Origin of the sequence: Pseudoalteromonas sp. ASV78, assembly GCF_047806705.1 — a bacterium.
In the GTDB taxonomy this organism is placed as follows: domain Bacteria; phylum Pseudomonadota; class Gammaproteobacteria; order Enterobacterales; family Alteromonadaceae; genus Pseudoalteromonas; species Pseudoalteromonas prydzensis_A.
Genome location: NZ_JBLOPA010000001.1, coordinates 1,541,978 through 1,559,006, shown reverse-complemented (window position 1 = coordinate 1,559,006; position 17,029 = coordinate 1,541,978). Strand labels below are relative to the sequence as shown.

Below are 17,029 nucleotides of genomic sequence, written 5' to 3'. Positions count from 1 at the left end.
CATGGCAATGTTACAAGTTCAAGCAGAACACCAACGAATTAGCATACTTATAACGCTAAAAGAATCCGCCGATTTTGGCGCTAACACCAGCATGCTAGCCGATGTACTTCAGCGCTATGCACTAGGTTGCAGTCGCGATCAGCTTAAAACCTTACTCAATTGGTTAGAGCAAAACGGCTATATAACACTCGATAAACTCACAGAAAACACATGGGTTGCCCGTATTACGCAAGCAGGCATAGACGTCGCTGAGGGCATAAGTGTTGTTCCTGGCATTAAACGCCCAGGGCCACGAGGTTAACCATGAGCGAATCAATCCGCAGAGGCCAACCCAGCAAAGTTGATTTGCTGCCCGAGGATATTAAAAAGCAGCTCGACTCAATGCTACGCGATAAGCGCTTTAGCCAGGGCGAAATACTTGATGCCGTAAATACCTTGATCATTGAGTCAGGCTTAGACGAGGGCGCAACCATTAGCCGCAGTGGCCTAAGCCGCCACGCACAAAAAACCGAAGCCATAGGCCAAAAGCTACGTGAGTTACGTGAGACAACCAAAGCGCTCACGGCTGAGCTTGGCGATAAGCCCACAGGCGACACCACCAAACTTATTTTAGAAATGGGTCGTACTCAGTTGTATCGTGCGTTGCAGCAGCAATTAATGGACCCCGACGAAGATGCACCTGTAGACATTGCAATCATAAAAGACGCCATGCTTGCAGCCCAGCGCCTAGAGCAAACCGCCATGGCCGCCCATAAACGCCAGCAAGAAATAGAAAAAGCCTATGCTGAAAAGCTCGCTAAAGACCTAGACCAAAAGGTTAAAAACGAAAACTTACCGCAAACCGCAGACGACATGCTGGCCTTTTTCAAACGCGACATATTAGGGCTAAAGCATGACTAGCACCGCGCAAAGTATTACCCAAACTAACGAACTACCACTTAGCAAAGTGGCAAGTTCGTTAGCTGTTGCCATGGGCACCGACATACTTTTTGGCTATCAAAAAGCATGGATGGAAGACGAGGCAATAGTAAAAATTGCCGAAAAGTCGCGCCGTACTGGGTTAACCTTTGCCGAAGCACTAGACGATGTATTAAGCGCTGTAGCCGCTAATAACGGGCAAAACACCTATTATCTTGGCTCAGATAAAGAAATGGCTAAGGAGTTTATAGACGCTTGTGCATTTTGGGCGCAAAAGCTCAACATGGTTATGAGCGAAGTAGAAGAGGGCATATTTGAAGAAAAAGATCCCGACGGTACAAAGCGATCAATCAACACATTTGAAATTAAGTTCCCAAGCACAGGTAAAAAAATTGTTGCTCTAAGCTCAAACCCGCGCAACTTACGTGGGCGACAAGGTAACGTTGTAATAGATGAAGCCGCATTCCATGACCGCTTAGACGAAGTACTAAAAGCCGCGATGGCGCTTACCATGTGGGGCGGGCGAGTACGTATTATTTCGACCCACAACGGCGTAGACAACTTATTTAATACCTTAATAACCCAAGCGCGGCGCGGCCTTAAAAAGTATTCCGTGCATCATATTCCTATTGATAAAGCGCTTAGGCATGGGCTTTATAAGCGCATTTGCTTAGTCAGTGGGCAAGAATGGACGCAAGCAAAAGAAGACGCATGGCTCGCTAATCAAGTTGATTTTTACCCCACACAGGATGCCGCTAACGAGGAGCTTTACTGTGTACCAAGCCAAGGCGCAGGGCAATACCTAAGCCGCCGCCTGCGCGAACGAGCCCTAAGTGATGACTGCAAAGTACTGCGTTATGAAGCGCCCACTGACTTTGAAAGCTGGACCGAAGAGCAGCGCGTAAAAGACGTAGCGACTTGGTGTAAGCAAAATATTGACGAGCTTATAAGTAGGTTAAACTCTGATCTAACTCATGCCTTTGGTGAGGATTTTGCGCGCAAAGGCGATTTAACCGTATTCAGTATTGGTGAGATAAACCAAGACACTAGCCTAACCGTGCCGTTTATGGTTGAGCTGCGCAACGTTACTTACGAACAGCAAAAGCAAATCATGCTGTATATTTGTGACCGTTTACCAAAACTGCGCGGCCTTGCGTTTGATGCCACAGGTAACGGTGGCTACTTAGCGGAAGCTGCCAGCCTTAAATACGGCACTGAGCTGGTTGATAGCGTGCATTTATCACAAGCCTGGTATCGCGAATGGATGCCAAAACTAAAAGATTATTTTGAAACCGACAATATAACGCTACCAAAAGACCAAGACGTACTCGACGACCTAGGCCAAATCAAACTTAAAAATGGTATTGCGCAGGTAGATAAAGGTAAAAATACTGGTAGTGATGGCAATAAACGCCACGGCGATAGCGCGGTATCAATCGCCATGCTTATACGTGCGGCTGAAATGGACGGCAGTGCCATTGAGTTTACCCCACTGCCCAGTAAAGCTCAGCAAAGCGTAAATAGCATGCGGCCAGACCACAGCGACGATTTTGCAAGTGATCGTAAAGCCGCATGGTAGCGCGGCGCTTTAGGGTGTTTTATCAAGAGATATTCACCGCACAAGTACAGCAATTAGACATAACCGCCGTCAGTTTAGCCAAGGCCCACCAACACACATTAACGCTTGATATATACGTACTAAGCATTAAGCCCATCATTAAAGTTAGAGTAAACCCATGACCCAAATAGTAGATATTCACGGCAACCCAATTAAATCAACCGACTTTAAGCAAACCCAAACCGAGCAAGATAGCAGAGTGGGTATGCTGATGCGTCAATTTGCGGAGCACCCAAGCGAGGCGCTTACCCCAGCCAAGTTAGCGCAATTACTAAAAGATGCCGACGCAGGTAACTTAGCGGCCATGGCCGACCTAGCAAAAGACATGGAAGACAAAGACGGCCACCTATTTAGCGAACTTACCAAACGCCGCAGAGGCTGGCTTAAATACGATTGGTCAGTAGAGCCGCCACGTAACGCAACAGAGCAAGAAGAAAAAGACGCCGCTGCAATCCAAGAAATACTAGAAGATGCCACTTGGTTAGAGGATCTAATTTTTGATTGTAGCGACGCAATACTAAAATCGTTTTCGTGTAACGAGCTAAGTTGGGCGTTTGATGGCGGCGAGCATATTATTACCGGTTATGAATTTCGCGATCAAAACCTATTCCAAACCCATCCAGATAACCGCAACCAGTTAATGCTGCGCGACAACAGCTACACAGGCCAAGCGTTAAACCCGTTTGGCTGGTGCGCTCATATTCACCGCAGTAAATCGGGTTATATTCACCGCACCGGGTTAACGTCAACGGTGGCATGGCCGTACTTATTTAAAAACTATTCAATCCGTGACTTGGCTGAGTTCCTAGAGATTTACGGCTTACCACTGCGGTTAGGAAAATACCCCAATGGTGCAAGTGATGAAGAAAAAGCCACCTTGTTACGTGCTGTGCTTAGCATCGGTCATAACGCAGGCGGCATTATTCCTAAAGGCATGGAGATTGAATTTCAAAATGCGGCTAATGGTCAATCAGATCCTTTTGAAGCTATGATCAAGTGGTGTGAAACCACTCAAAGCAAAGCGGTATTAGGCGCAACGCTTACCAGTCAAGCGGATGGTAAAACCAGCACAAACGCGCTTGGTAATGTACACATGGACGTACTAAACGACATAACCGAAAGTGATTTAAAGCAAGTAGCTAATACCATAACGCGCGATATTATTTACCCAATGCACGCGCTTAACTCTAAAAGCTACTCAGGCGCACGCCGTATACCGCGCTTTAAATTTGACACCAGCGAAGCCGACGACATAGCCGTATTAGCTCCAGCCCTTAAAATACTCACCGAAGTTAATTACCCAATTCCTGCAAAATGGGTGAGCGAAAAGACCCAAATCCCACTCCCTGAAAAAGGCGAGGCTATTTTAAGCTTAACTCCAATAACAGAGCCACAAACCGCTTTAAAAGGCTTTGCTGCACTTAAATCAGCACCGCAAAAAGACAACGCCGACTTAGTTGCCGAGCAGCTAGCAGCACAAGCACAATCGCACTTAAACAGCATGAGCGATGCCGTAACCGAGCTTGTTAAAAATGCCAGCAGTTTAGAAGAAATACGCGACGGCATACTTGAATTAGAGCCACAAATAAGCACAGAGGGCTTTACTGAGATAATGGCAAAGGCCATCACAGCAAGTGAGTTGTTAGGCGCACTAGAAGTGGATGAGGGCCGTTAAATGGCTGTTAGATATGGCTCATTACCGTTTGACGATGGTATAAAGTTTTTTAGGCAAAAACTAAATACACCTACCAGCAGCTGGGATGATGTATGGCAAAACGCCCATAACCGCGCGTTTATGGTTGCAGGCGTAACTAAAGCCGACATGCTAAACGACTTTTACACCTCAGTAGACAAAGCCATAAGCGAAGGTAAAAGTTTAAATTGGTTTCAAAAAGAGTTTGATAATATCAAATCGCGCTATGGCTGGGAGCACAACGGCCAGAGCGCATGGCGCAGCCAGTTAATATACGAAACCAATATACGCCAAGCCTATAACGCAGGGCGTGAGGGGCAAATACAGGCGCTTAAAGCAAGCCGCCCTTATGCGCTATACAAGCACGGCGATAGCGAAACCCCGCGCGTACTGCACTTAAAATGGAATAACTTGGTTTTACCCGTTGATGATCCATGGTGGGATACCCACAGCCCGCAAAATGGCTGGGGCTGCAAATGTAAAAAGTTTAGCCTAAGCGAACGTGAGCTTAAACGCCGTGGCTTAACCGTAGGCTCAGCGCCAGATAATGGTAGTTATAACTGGACTAACAAAAAAACGGGTGAAGAGTTTGAACTACCATTAGGAATTGATCCGGGCTTTGACTACACCCCAAAGAATACCGCCCAGCTAACAAGCCAGGTTAAAAAGCAAATAGCAGACAAGCCACCGCTTGCTAAGCGCATAGAGGATTACCAAGCCACCCGCATTGTACCATCGGCTTATAGCAGCGCTAAAAACGTCACAGCACTAAAGCTTGATCCGCTATTGGCCCAGTTAGACAGTGAAGTGCTCGAAGGATTAAACAGCTTTTTAACAGCCAAGCAAACCAAAACCGTATTTGTAAATCAAACCCAAATGAGCGCAGGTTCTAAAGCAAATGCCGCTATACGTAGTGAGGTGGGCGAGTACTTAGGCGTAGATGAATTTTATGCACGCATGCAATACAGCATTCGCGGCGCAAAAGGCTGTGGCGGCTTTACCTCAGTCGGTTATGAGCACATAGTTGTAAAAGTGAAAAGCGCCCAAAACTTAGCTAAAGTTGATATGCAAGCGCTAAAAGACAGTGCAGCACTCACGGTGCAGCGCTCAGCAAACAACAAAGGTGAATACCCGTATAATTGGCACGGTGAAACAATAAAACGTGATCATACTATTTCGCATAACGCAGATTCACTAGATAAACACCAAGCACATAGTTTAGTGTCTACATGGCTGCACGAACTCGGCCACCAAGTACACTATTACGCAGGTGCGCCAGAGCTATTAAAAAATGCCTTACCCGTTACATATTACGGTGCAGTGAATAAGTACGAGCAGTTTGCAGAGGCATTCACAGCCTGGGCGCTTGCTCGTAAAGAGCTTAAAAAATGGCAACCAGAGCTTGTAAGCTGGATAGACAAACTAGTAAAAGATGCCGCTAAATCACAGGATAAAAGACGATGAAATTAATAGAGCAAGCACAGCAGCTACTACAGCAAACCCCGTACACGCTACAAACATGCCGTGAATTTGCAAAGCTTGAGCAACAAGCAAAAGGGCAAGAGGCTAACCAAATTGCTGATCTACTGCCCGCACTAATTGCAGGGCTGGACCAGCAAACACACATGCAAGCATTTAACGAAGGGCTAGTGTAATGGCTGGCGCGCGTATTGACATAAGCACAGAGGGTGCAACGGCCGTAAGTGATGTGTTAACCCAGTTGGTAAAGAACCTAGATAACTTAGCCCCCGCATTAGGGAATGTGGGCGAGCATTTAATGTTGACTCATCGTGATCACTTTGACGAGCAACGCAGCCCAGATGGCGACCCTTGGCAGGAGCTTAGCCCAGACTATGCAAAGAGTAAAAAAAAGAACAAAGATAAAATACTCAGACTAAACGACATACTGCGCGACACCTTCGCTTATAACGTAGGGGACGAATCGTTAGAATTTGGTACAAACTTGATATACGCAGCTATCCAGCACTATGGTGGTGCTAGCGATATGATCCCCCGCTTAGCCGCCATACCAGCACGGCCACTTATAGGACTATCGGCTGACGATGAAATCGAAGTGATCGAAATATTAAGCGAGTTTTTGATTTAAAAATAAAACCCAAGCGCGTAGAATCAAATCTAAGCGCTTGTGATTGCCAAAGTCACATAATGTGGCGTTTAAATTATAATAATCGCTTACAAGCGATTTTAAACAGCGTTTAAACAGTGTTGCATTGCTAATATTGACTCGTGTTTTACTGTGACAAACCAAAACTCTCATTTTAACCTGTAAATACCCCTTATAAATTCCCGAAACACCGCACGGCCAACCAAAACAAATCTAAATCCATACTGAGCACAGATTATTCAAACTGTGCTCAGTCATGTCAAAGCCATTAAACACATTTCACTTACTTGAAACCACTATAGGATTGGCTGTTTTATCAGCAAACAAACCTGCCGATTTAGGTTTTGCAGCGTGCCGCTTTGCAAGCGAAATAAACGAGCAAGGTATCAGTGAGCGCGTAATGGTAATGCCAGATGGTTATTTTAAATCACACGATGGCCGCCCATTCGATGTGCCTGCTAATGCCTGGTTACTAGACCAAGCCGCATTTGAGCTACTTAAAAGCACAGCTAGCACCCGCACTAACGATTACCATTTTGACTACGAGCACCAAACCTTACACGCCGAAGAAAACGGCAAGCCAGCCCCAGCTAGCGGTTGGTTTAATCCAAGCAATTTAGAGTATGTACCAGGCGAGGGGCTTTATGCCCTTAATGTTCGCTGGACACCCAACGCACGCGCACACCTAAAAAACGACGAATACCGCTTTATAAGCCCTGTTTTTCATTACGACAAACAAACAGGCCGCCCAACCAAATTACGCCATTTTGCCCTTACCAATGACCCAGCGGTTGATGGTATGGATAAAGTAGCTGTACTGAAATCCCAAACCAATCCAGACAATGGAGAAACCACCATGAACGCAGCTCAAAAATTGCTGAGCTTGCTAGGTGTAACTGTGGATGGTGATAACGTCACCGATGCAGATTACACCAAAGCAACAACAGCACTCGCCGCTTTAAAGGCCAAGGCCGACGAAGCCGACACGCTCACCACCCAATTAAGTAACGCCAATGACGCTGTTGCAGCACTTAAAGCCAATAGCCCTAATGCTGAGGTTAATTTAGCTAAGTACGTGCCTGTAGAAACCTACAACGCATTGCACACTGAAATGGTGGCGCTAAAAAGCAGCAGTGCTACGCAATCGGTTGAACAAGAAGTAAATAAAGCCAAGCAAGACGGCCGCATTATTGCGTCAGAAGTTGAATATTTAACATCGTTAGGTAATCAGCAGGGCGTTGCAGCGTTAAAAGCAGTGTTAGATGCCCGTTCACCGATTGCCAGCCTTACCGCTCAGCAAACCACCCATACACCTAAGCCAGAGCAAGACAAAGACGGCTTAGCAGCACTCACCGCAGAAGACAAGTATGCCGCAGACCAGTTAGGTCTAAGCCATGCAGCCTTTGCCAAAGCTAAACAGGAGCAAAACTAATGGCTTTAGTGACCCCAGCACTTTTAACCGCTTTATTTACCGCGTTTAAATCTGAGTTTGAACAAGGTAAATCAGAAGCTACACCGCAATTTACAAAAATTGCCAGTGTAATTAAATCTACATCGGCCAGTAATACCTATGGCTGGCTGGGCAAGTTCCCAAGCCTGGCTAAATGGGTGGGTGATCGTAATGTTCAAAGCATGAAAGCGCATGCTTATACCATTACCAATGACGATTACGAGTCAACAGTAGGCGTAGACCGCAACGACATTGAAGACGATAACCTAGGCGTGTATTCCCCAATTTTTAAAGAAATGGGCAGCGCGGCGGCAATTCACCCTGATGAAATGTGTTTTGAATTACTCGCAGCGGGTTTTACAACTTTGTGCTACGACGGGCAAAACTTTTTTGATACTGACCACCCAGTAGCACCAAATGCCGACGGCACTGGCGCAGCAGTATCAACAGCGAATATGGCCGAAGATGTTGCTTACGAGGGTGAGCCGTGGTTTGTGCTAGACACCTCAAAAGCCCTTAAGCCGATTATTTTTCAAGAACGTAAAAAACCACAATTACTTGCCATGACCAAAGTTGATGACGAGGCGGTATTTACTTCTAAACAGTACCGTTACGGCGTTGATTGCCGTGATGCCGCAGGGTTTGGTTTTTGGCAGCTTGCCTTTGCTAATAAACGTGCGTTAACGCCAGATAATTTATGGAACAGCATTGAAAAAATGCGCAGCTTTACTGCTGACGGTGGCCGTAAGCTCGGTATTAAATCAACCATGTTAGTCGTACCAGCCAGCATGGAAAAGCTAGCCACTCGCATGTTAGAGCGGGAGCTTGATGCAAACAGCTCAAACGAGTTGAAAGGCCGTGTAGAGCTGCTAGTAGCTGATTACCTTTAATCCCATCAATAGTTAAACCCTAATAAGTACGGGGCGTTATAGCCCCATACTTTGAAACCAGGAGTAATAATGAAATGGCAAAAACGCTTAAACTCAGCCTTATCTCTGCTGTTATTGTCAGTTGCATGCAGCCAACAGGCTACCGCCGAGCTGGCCTCAGTTTCAACCAAGGTAAAAATGAAATCCCCGCCGATGGTCTTGATCAAGAGCAGCTTGATGCAATTGAAAATGATCCACGCTTATCGGTGCAAGCTATACCGCTCGATGCGAGTACTGCGCCGCAATCACAGCTGGACGCAAATAACTTGGGTGCAGATTTAGACAACCCTTTGCTCTATACAAACGTTGATTACACCCAAGCCCCAATTGAGCTACAACCCGTTATTGCATTGATGATTGATGCACAAATGGAACGTATCCCCGCTTGTATTGACTTGACCTACGAAGCGCCAGGCGAAAACGAAGGTGAAGTTATTAAGGTTAAGGTATCAGCTGCTGATCGTGATGCTGCTTGGTATTGGTTACAAGATGAATTAGCCAAAGCTGGCGAGGGCGAGTAAATGGCTTACGCAACAATAACCGCGATGCAACAGCGTTTTGGCGAGCGTGATCTTATTTATTTAAGTGAGCGCGAAGATGGCCCCGCTGATGTAATTAATACCGCAGTTATTGAGCAGGCTATAAACGATGCAAGCGACGTAATTAACGGCTATTTAGCTGGGCGTTATGAGCTTCCGCTTGTCACCGTTCCTAATCTACTTGAGCAATTTTGTTGTGATATTGCTCGCTACAAGCTCGGCACTAACGATGTGCCAGAGCATGTAGAAACCCGTTACAAGGATGCAATTAAATTTTTAATGTCAGTAGCAAAAGGCGAGCTAAGTATAGGCGTTGACGCACTAGGCCAAGACGCCAAAGTACAAGACACAGCCACAATACAAAGTGCTGGCTCTGTATTTGCGCGTGAAAAAACAAAGGGATTTATCTGATGTTTGAAATTACCACTGACTACTTTGCAGCTCAAAACCCGCTTAAACAGGCACTTGAACAAGTACCAGGCATTAAGCGCGTTTACTTGAGTGATGAACTAGCAGACATCAAGGAAGACCGCCAAACAACACCAAGCCTTCATTTAATCTATTACGGCGATAATTTACCAGAGAGTAAAAACGCCGGCTATTTAATGAAGCTAACGCAAACATGGATAGTTGTATTAGTCGTTCGTAAGCAAGATAACGCAGGCGAGCACTTAACTAACATTATTCGCGCTATGGCGGGCAAAGTACTTAATGGTACGGGGCCATGGCTTAGAGTAAACACCCCAGCTAAACCCCAATACACCAAAGGTCACGCGTATTACCCGCTGGCTTTTACATGTCAAATGACTCTTAAAGGAGCGCTGAAATGAGCGACGGTATTTTACTTGCGGGCAACATTTTTGTTGATCGCTTAAACGAACAAGGCGTAAGCACCGGCCAAATATTTGGCCCAATTAACACCACTAAGCTCGGTATTAAAACTGAGGCGGATTCAGTAGTCCGTACATCAAATAAAAAGGCCAGCAAAGGCCAAGCCCTGGATGATGTGAAAATTGCTAAGCCTGCCGCTATTACATGGGAGTTTGATGATCAACCAGCTGAAATGGTTGCTTTAGCCTTGATGGGCGAAGTTGCAGCAATTAACGATGCGGCGGGTACGTTAACGGATGAAGCAGTAACATTGCCTGATAATCAATCGTGGGTTGCTGTTCCTGGGCAAAACTTTACTGATGACGTCGTTGTTAAGCAAGCCACTGAAACTAAAGTTGCAGGCGTTGATTACGAGTTTAATTTTGCACTCGGTATGATTCGCTCAATTAAAGGTGGTTCACTTACTGCTGGTGGCAGTATTACAGTTTCGGGCACTTATAACGCGCGTAGCGGTAAACGCATTAAAGGCGGTACTAAGTCACAAACACGTTTACGTATTTTTGGTGAAGGCACCAACTTAGCCAATGGTAAGCAAGTTAACTTTGAAATTTACGACACCTCAATGATGCCAACTAAAGAGCTAGATTTAGCCGGCAGTGAGTTTGTAAGTGCTGCACTAGAGGGCACAGCAAAGCTTGTAAATGGCAAAGACGAACCATTCTACATTGACGAGCTAGACGCTTAATCAATTACCTCGTACCAAAAGGCTCAGCCCTTGAGCCTTTTTATTCCCCATTTAAACACTGTTTAAACTGAGTTGAACCCATGGCAGATAAGAACCTCGAATTAGCCCTACGCATAGTTGCCGAAGCCACAGGCAAGCAAAATATTGAACAGCTGGTAACAGAGCTTAAAAATATTGAGCAAAGTGCCGATGCTGCTAATCCTGCTGCTGATAAACTCAGTGAATCACTAGACCAAACCGATACCAGTGCCAAGAAAACCAGCCAAACCGCTGGCAAGCTTGCCAACGAATTAGACGGATTAGCTAATCAAGCTGATCTAATACGTGCATTTGAGCAGTCAAAACAAAAGTTAGAACAACAAGAAATAGCCACAGCGGCGGCAGCTCAAGCCCTCGACCAATTACAAACCGAAGCCAAAAACACTGATAAGCCATTTGTGCAACTCGCGCGCTCATTAGAAGCCGCTGAGAAAGATTTAACCCAAATGCGCACCGAGCTTACCCAGCAAACCAGTAAGCACGCTGCACTACAAACAGCGCTTAAACGCTCTGATGTTGATACTAATAACCTACGTGCGGCCAAGCGTGACTTAGCTGCCCAGTTTGATAAATCTGGCCGCTCTGTCGATAAGTTCAGTAATGAGCTGCGCACTGGCACCACAGCCCAACGCGCTCAAGCACAAAGCTTAGACAGTGTAATTGGTAAAGTAACTGCACTGGCCGCCGCGTATGTTGGATTTGATCGGGTAGCTCAAGCCGTAAGCCAGGTATTTAGCACAGGTGATAAATTTGAAAAGCTCGGCGTGCAAATGCAAGCGCTTATGGGCGGTATTGCGGGCGGCGAAAAAGCCACAGCATGGGTAAAAGAATTTACTAAAAACACCCCGCTACAAATGGGTGAAGTAAGCCAGGCGTTTGTAAAACTAAAAGCGTTTGGCCTTGATCCAATGGATGGCACCATGCAGGCCATTACCGACCAAGCATTAAAGCTCGGGGGCGGGTTTCAAGAGGTTGAAGGTATCAGCCTGGCGCTCGGGCAAGCGTGGGCAAAACAAAAGCTCCAGGGCGAAGAAATACTGCAAATGGTTGAGCGAGGTATACCTGTTTGGGATCTACTTGAAAAAGTCACAGGTAAAAACACCGTTGAGCTGCAAAAGCTATCAAGCGCAGGTAAGTTGGGCCGTGATGTAATTAAAGGCTTAATAGATGAAATGGGCCGTGCAAGTGCAGGCTCTGCTGCTGCACAAATGGCGCTCTTTAGTGGGCAAGTGTCAAACGCTAAAGACAACATGGAACAGTTTTATAACCTTATAGCGCAAAGCGGCGCTATGGATTGGTTAAAAGCCAACATTACCGCGCTTAATACTGAATTTGCAGCAATGGCGAAGGATGGCCGCTTGCAAGAGTGGGCGCAAAAAATTAGCGACACAATCGTAAGCACAGGTAATGCAATTAAAGGCGCAGCCACCACGCTTTATGAATACCGCGAAGAAATAGCAACCGTTGCTAAAGTATGGCTGGCGCTTAAAGTGGGTAACTATTTTAGTAGTGTGATCAGCGGCGCAACCACGGCCATTGCATCATTAAGAACCTACACCGCAGCTATTGGCTCTACCACAGTTGCAACTAACGCCGCAGGCATTGCAGCAACTAAATGGAGTACTGCACTTAAAGCCGTGGGTAAAGCAGGTTTATATACTTGGCTAATTACCGAGTTAATCGACGTTGGTTTACTGTATAAAGATTTACTCGTGGCTGAGGAATCACTTAGAAAGTCGCAACAAGCAAGTGCAATACAAGCCAAGGCGCTCGCTGATGAATTACAAATGCTGTCTAACTCAACAGGTTTGATCATCCGTAATTCAGCAGAATTAGATGCATTGATAGAAAGCGGTAAGCTAGTTTGGGACGAAGCCACCCAGCGCTATATAAACCTAGACTACCAACAACGTAAATTAGCCGAATCCACAGCAGCTGCAACAGAGGCCGAGCGCCAGCGCCAAGAACTGCTTACGCTCTCACTGCCCGAAGCTCTTAAAACGATTCAATCATTAGAGCAGCAGGCCACAAGCTTAGATGGTGTAAAAGTCGGCGTTGATGGCTTTATTCAAAGCATAGAATCTGCCCGTGTTGCAATTGCCGGCGCTGGTGAACAGTACCAGGGCCAGTTAGCCATTTTAGATGCGCTAAAAGTAAAGTTTGAAGAACACGGCGCATTACTCGAGCGTCAAAAAATATTTGCTGGTGATGTAGAAAAAGCCTATGCCGAACTAGGCTTAACATCATCAAAAGCGCTCGATGATACCGCTAATAAGTTACGTGCAGCCTATGAGCTAATGCAAGAATCAGAGCAACCATTAGCTGTACAACGGCAGGCATATTTAAAATGGGCTGAGGCTGCCATTGCCGCCGCAGACGCAACAGAACAAACCATTCCCTCAAGTATTCAAGCCGCAGCTGCGGCACTGGGTTTAACTAAAGAACTCGATAAACTCATTGAAAAAGCAAATGCCTTAAAGCCAGTTACTGACACAAACAGTGACGCAGTAAACCGCTTTACCCGCGAGTTAGAGCAAACCCGCGACGCAATAAAAACCAATCAGCAAGTAATGGCGAGCAGTACCGCCACCGCTGAGCAAAAAGCTCAGGCGCAAGCAGCGCTGACCATTCAACAGCAGCGCTTAACTAACCAAACAAGTGATTTAACACGCGTTCAGCAGCTAGAGCTTGCAAGCTTAGGCGAATTACAACGCGAACATAGCCGTTTAACAGATGAACTTGAGCGCTTAAATGATCGCTATCAAGCGGGCAATTTAACAGCGCAGCAATACAACTATGAAAAACAGCGTTTAGGCGATGTATTAGCCGTTGTAAACAATTTGCTTGGTGACTTTAAAGGCGCACAAGATGCCGCGACGGCTTCAACAAGAGCAGGTACGCAAGCCACGAATGATCAAGTTAAGGCGAACGAATCAGCATCAAAAAGCCTACGTGAGCAAAAAGAAGAATTAGAACGTGTTGCAGCCTCTGCAAATCGCGCATCAAGCAGTGTAAATAAATACAATCAATCACAACGTGCCAGCGTAAGTGACGTAGTCGATTATCAGGAAGAGAACGGCCGCAGCCCTTACGATTTAGACTCAAAAGAGATCAACGAAGAGCGCGAACGCCGCGCTTATGCTGAGACTCAAAACGCGCAATTTAGTAAATTTAACGGCCAAATTGATAACGCCAGCAGTAGCAAAGCACTGACTGAGTTATATAACAAAATCAATAAGCAGCTTACATACCTAACCCGTGAGCAAAAGAGCACATTAAACGCAGCTATTAGCGCACAGCAGCAAGCGATAAAAGCGCAAAGCACCACTCAAAAAGCCGTTGAGCAAGTACAGACGTATACGCCTGCATCAACGCCAAGCTATACGCCGCCTACAAACAATTATACGCCCAGCAATAAAGCCTCTAACGGCGATTTAAACAGCCTTACAACTGCTGTACGTGAATTGATCACCATGCTTAAAAGCCAGCAGACTTTTACTAGTAACACTAACGGCAAAACCGTGCGCCTTGAACTTGCATTGCCAGGCGGCCAATCGGCCAGTTTATTAGCTGATTTTGAAGAGCAATTTTTACAAAAACTTGAACAGTTGAGTAACACCCAATGATCGTAATAAATGCACAAAGCCTGGATAATTTTGTTTGGCTCAATGAGTTTGATTACTTGCCAGTAGCCGAGCAAACCGAGCGTGCTTTAAACGGCGCGCAGCACATTGAAAAAACACCAATACCCGCAGGCCGCCCAATCTATTTATACAGCGATTTTGAAGACGCTAGCGTATTTACACCATTGCATGAGCATGCACAAACAACCCTTACAGCGTTTGAAATAACAATACGCGGCACTGTGTTTAATGTTGTGTGGGACCACAGCCAAAAAGCCGTAGAAGCCGTGCCGCATACGCATTTTGCAGATGCCGCCCCAGCACACTTTCAAAACATTAATTTACGTTTAAAAACGGTTTAACTTAGGAATAAACAATGCTTAGAACCGATTTAAAAATATTCAAACCACAGCGAATAGGCAACGAGCCACACGCAGGCGGCCACCGCACGAGTAATGCCATTGTTAGCGGTAAATTAAACGATGTGTTTAGCTCAATCAGTGACATTGACCATGCCCGATCATCATTTGATCTCGTTAAATTATATCCTGCGCTTAGCACAGACGATTCAAGCCGCTTGCAAGATGCGCATATATTTCTGAGCGATCAGCCAGATGACCCGCTTGTAAACGTGCTACTCGTTGAAGCTAAAGACCTAAAAGATACGGATACAGTAGCCGAAATGCTGACTTATTTAGGGCTTGCTAGCACTAAATTTCATGGCACCAGCTTATTAACTGCGCCAGTTGACGCACAAGGCCAAGAGCTAACAGTAGAGTCGGTTACACGCACGTTAACGCCAAGTATTACAACCGTTAGCTCTAAAGTTGGTTTGAAGCCGAATGCAGAAGATCATAAAAGCATCTATCGTACTAAGCGCGTTTTAAGCTATGGTTTAATAACAGAGGTCAATATTGAAGTTGACGACCTACTCGCAGGAGACCCAAGATATTACGCTGAGTATCAGTATGTATTTGATCATGACTATACTCATCCCCCTGCAGGAATTTATCGCGGTATTAACACAATTTCTGTGTATGAAAAAAACTCTGAATCAGATCTGAACAAATTCACTGTTGAAAATGGGGTTGTGCGTGCTATTCGCTTATCACCGGGCGTTAGTAAAGCTCAATATTTCACGTTTTACTATTTATCAAGTAACGATTTCCGATTTCATTCATTCACAACATCAAACACCATTACTTTAGCTGCTAATGAAAGCGTTTTTAAAGGTCGTACTCGACTAAAAAAAATCGGCGATGAAAATGTTTATACAGATGACGGCGCGGGGAGATTTGTTGCCAACGGCTATATCTTTGCGACAATTGATTATGACACAGGCGTAATCACTGATGTTGATGGTGTCGATTACAACGGTACTGTAGATGAAAATTTAGGCGCAACAATAAAAACCGGGATTCCTACAATTGATTCAAAGCAATGGCAATTACCCAGCAGCAGCTTTGCGCGAGACTCACTTTATATTACGTTTGAAACAACAACGGGTGCCACGTTCTCAGCGTCTAGTGACTTAAGCGGCAACATCACAGGCACCAATTGTACGGGCACAGTAAGCGCAACGGGCTATGTAGATTTAGCATTTAGCGTTGATGTTAAGCCCGACTCGATTCGTTATGACTATAACGAAATTGAAGTAACCACAGTTCCCGCGCCACCTGGGGGCTTTGATACGTCAACACTGCCTAACAATGGCACAGTACCAATTTTTCATACGTTCAATCAAATAAGTGTACAAAACCGTGAGCGCACAGCGGCTGCAACATTATCAAGTGGCCAAACTATTACTGTATTAGCTGATGCTGATTTTATCGATATTGTTGACAGCACCGGTGCAAGCTTGTGGTCTGTGACTGATGACAATTACAGCTACGATGCTGTAATAGGTGTTATCACAATAAATGCGGGTGTCAGCGCATTTTCACCGCCGTTTATCATCACAGCAATTCAATCCGAGCTTGTTACAATTAGTGGCATCAGCGGCAATGTATTCAGCTTATTAACCCCACTCAAACGCGCTTATCCCGCAGGAGCAACGGTTAGCAGTGTGCATTGGCTTGGTGACTTTCAAGCGCAAACTAAGGACGAGCGAACATTAGCGGCATGGCAAAACAACTTCGGTGATTTTGGTGCAGCAGCATCAAGTGCAATCAACACCACTCAATATCCCATAGAGCTTACAAATATTGGTGCGATAGCTCAGCGCTGGGCCATCGTGTTTACATCAACCACTGCATATAACGTTATCGGCGAATCAGTCGGTAACATTTACAGCGGCGACACGCTAAACGACTGTGCGCCGATCAACTCATTTGCAGGCGCACCGTATTTTATATTACGCGCCGATGCGTTTGGTGCGGGTTTAAACCCCGGTGAGGCGTTTTTATTTGAAACCCTAGCTGCAAGTAAACCAACAATCGTTACGCGCTCAGTTTCGCCCGGTCACTCAGAAATAGTGCGCGACAATTCAACACTCAGTTTTCGTGGAAATAAGGATTAAA

Annotated in this window: 16 protein-coding genes; all 16 read left to right on the top strand. The window is 45.7% G+C overall.

The features are described 5' to 3' along the window. Position 1: 1 nt before the first annotated feature. The 16 genes from ACMVDV_RS07035 (at position 2) to ACMVDV_RS06960 (ending at position 17,028) form a co-directional block, all read left to right on the top strand. A complete protein-coding gene (locus tag ACMVDV_RS07035; RefSeq protein WP_416157655.1) occupies positions 2-301 on the top strand; it encodes a hypothetical protein in 300 nt (99 codons plus the stop codon). Between the two features lie 2 nt (positions 302-303). Then, positions 304-900, top strand: coding sequence for a DUF3486 family protein (locus tag ACMVDV_RS07030; RefSeq protein WP_416157654.1), 597 nt, complete (start codon positions 304-306; stop codon positions 898-900). Beyond that, positions 893-2,497 (top strand): terminase large subunit domain-containing protein, encoded by a 1,605-nt coding sequence (locus tag ACMVDV_RS07025; protein ID WP_416157653.1) that lies wholly within the window; start codon positions 893-895, stop codon positions 2,495-2,497. Before ACMVDV_RS07030 ends, ACMVDV_RS07025 begins: the two co-directional genes overlap by 8 nt. A gap of 157 nt (positions 2,498-2,654) precedes the next feature. Next, positions 2,655-4,211 carry a DUF935 domain-containing protein gene (locus tag ACMVDV_RS07020; RefSeq protein ID WP_416157652.1) on the top strand — a complete coding sequence of 519 codons (1,557 nt, stop codon included), beginning with the start codon at positions 2,655-2,657 and terminating at the stop codon, positions 4,209-4,211. Further along, on the top strand, positions 4,212-5,693 hold the full coding sequence (locus ACMVDV_RS07015) for a phage minor head protein (RefSeq protein WP_416157651.1): 1,482 nt from the start codon (positions 4,212-4,214) through the stop codon (positions 5,691-5,693). Then, entirely contained in the window at positions 5,690-5,884 is a 195-nt protein-coding gene (locus tag ACMVDV_RS07010; protein WP_138561830.1) for a hypothetical protein, read from the top strand. Before ACMVDV_RS07015 ends, ACMVDV_RS07010 begins: the two co-directional genes overlap by 4 nt. After that, positions 5,884-6,336 (top strand): phage virion morphogenesis protein, encoded by a 453-nt coding sequence (locus ACMVDV_RS07005; protein WP_416157650.1) that lies wholly within the window; start codon positions 5,884-5,886, stop codon positions 6,334-6,336. The genes ACMVDV_RS07010 and ACMVDV_RS07005 overlap by 1 nt, the downstream gene beginning before the upstream one ends. Before the next feature lie 274 nt (positions 6,337-6,610). Further along, positions 6,611-7,786: a phage protease gene (locus ACMVDV_RS07000; protein WP_416157649.1), complete on the top strand. Its 1,176-nt coding sequence runs from the start codon at positions 6,611-6,613 to the stop codon at positions 7,784-7,786. Beyond that, positions 7,786-8,694 carry a Mu-like prophage major head subunit gpT family protein gene (locus ACMVDV_RS06995; protein ID WP_416157648.1) on the top strand — a complete coding sequence of 303 codons (909 nt, stop codon included), beginning with the start codon at positions 7,786-7,788 and terminating at the stop codon, positions 8,692-8,694. Before ACMVDV_RS07000 ends, ACMVDV_RS06995 begins: the two co-directional genes overlap by 1 nt. A 74-nt stretch (positions 8,695-8,768) precedes the next feature. Next, entirely contained in the window at positions 8,769-9,254 is a 486-nt protein-coding gene (locus ACMVDV_RS06990) for an HI1506-related protein (protein ID WP_416157647.1), read from the top strand. Further along, positions 9,255-9,683, top strand: coding sequence for a gp436 family protein (locus ACMVDV_RS06985; RefSeq protein WP_182740206.1), 429 nt, complete (start codon positions 9,255-9,257; stop codon positions 9,681-9,683). After that, entirely contained in the window at positions 9,683-10,102 is a 420-nt protein-coding gene (locus ACMVDV_RS06980; protein ID WP_416157646.1) for a hypothetical protein, read from the top strand. The genes ACMVDV_RS06985 and ACMVDV_RS06980 overlap by 1 nt, the downstream gene beginning before the upstream one ends. Continuing rightward, complete coding sequence (locus tag ACMVDV_RS06975; RefSeq protein ID WP_416157645.1) at positions 10,099-10,848, top strand: hypothetical protein; 750 nt, start codon at positions 10,099-10,101, stop codon at positions 10,846-10,848. Before ACMVDV_RS06980 ends, ACMVDV_RS06975 begins: the two co-directional genes overlap by 4 nt. Positions 10,849-10,928: 80 nt before the next feature. Then, entirely contained in the window at positions 10,929-14,513 is a 3,585-nt protein-coding gene (locus ACMVDV_RS06970) for a tape measure protein (RefSeq protein WP_416157644.1), read from the top strand. Next, a complete protein-coding gene (locus ACMVDV_RS06965) occupies positions 14,510-14,872 on the top strand; it encodes a hypothetical protein (RefSeq protein ID WP_416157643.1) in 363 nt (120 codons plus the stop codon). The genes ACMVDV_RS06970 and ACMVDV_RS06965 overlap by 4 nt, the downstream gene beginning before the upstream one ends. Positions 14,873-14,886: 14 nt before the next feature. Further along, positions 14,887-17,028, top strand: coding sequence for a hypothetical protein (locus ACMVDV_RS06960; protein ID WP_416157642.1), 2,142 nt, complete (start codon positions 14,887-14,889; stop codon positions 17,026-17,028). Position 17,029: the final 1 nt, after the last annotated feature.

Excerpts from the sequence above, each read along its gene's own strand:
- ACMVDV_RS07005 (WP_416157650.1), top strand. The coding sequence starts at position 5,884 with ATGGCTGGCGCGCGTATTGACATAAGCACAGAGGGTGCAACGGCCGTA.
- ACMVDV_RS06980 (WP_416157646.1), top strand. The coding sequence starts at position 9,683 with ATGTTTGAAATTACCACTGACTACTTTGCAGCTCAAAACCCGCTTAAA.
- ACMVDV_RS06970 (WP_416157644.1), top strand. The coding sequence starts at position 10,929 with ATGGCAGATAAGAACCTCGAATTAGCCCTACGCATAGTTGCCGAAGCC.
- ACMVDV_RS06960 (WP_416157642.1), top strand. The coding sequence starts at position 14,887 with ATGCTTAGAACCGATTTAAAAATATTCAAACCACAGCGAATAGGCAAC.
- ACMVDV_RS07035 (WP_416157655.1), top strand. The coding sequence starts at position 2 with ATGGCAATGTTACAAGTTCAAGCAGAACACCAACGAATTAGCATACTT.
- ACMVDV_RS06985 (WP_182740206.1), top strand. The coding sequence starts at position 9,255 with ATGGCTTACGCAACAATAACCGCGATGCAACAGCGTTTTGGCGAGCGT.
- ACMVDV_RS07000 (WP_416157649.1), top strand. The coding sequence starts at position 6,611 with ATGTCAAAGCCATTAAACACATTTCACTTACTTGAAACCACTATAGGA.
- ACMVDV_RS06990 (WP_416157647.1), top strand. The coding sequence starts at position 8,769 with ATGGCAAAAACGCTTAAACTCAGCCTTATCTCTGCTGTTATTGTCAGT.
- ACMVDV_RS06965 (WP_416157643.1), top strand. The coding sequence starts at position 14,510 with ATGATCGTAATAAATGCACAAAGCCTGGATAATTTTGTTTGGCTCAAT.
- ACMVDV_RS06975 (WP_416157645.1), top strand. The coding sequence starts at position 10,099 with ATGAGCGACGGTATTTTACTTGCGGGCAACATTTTTGTTGATCGCTTA.
- ACMVDV_RS07015 (WP_416157651.1), top strand. The coding sequence starts at position 4,212 with ATGGCTGTTAGATATGGCTCATTACCGTTTGACGATGGTATAAAGTTT.
- ACMVDV_RS07030 (WP_416157654.1), top strand. The coding sequence starts at position 304 with ATGAGCGAATCAATCCGCAGAGGCCAACCCAGCAAAGTTGATTTGCTG.
- ACMVDV_RS07020 (WP_416157652.1), top strand. The coding sequence starts at position 2,655 with ATGACCCAAATAGTAGATATTCACGGCAACCCAATTAAATCAACCGAC.
- ACMVDV_RS07010 (WP_138561830.1), top strand. The coding sequence starts at position 5,690 with ATGAAATTAATAGAGCAAGCACAGCAGCTACTACAGCAAACCCCGTAC.
- ACMVDV_RS07025 (WP_416157653.1), top strand. The coding sequence starts at position 893 with ATGACTAGCACCGCGCAAAGTATTACCCAAACTAACGAACTACCACTT.
- ACMVDV_RS06995 (WP_416157648.1), top strand. The coding sequence starts at position 7,786 with ATGGCTTTAGTGACCCCAGCACTTTTAACCGCTTTATTTACCGCGTTT.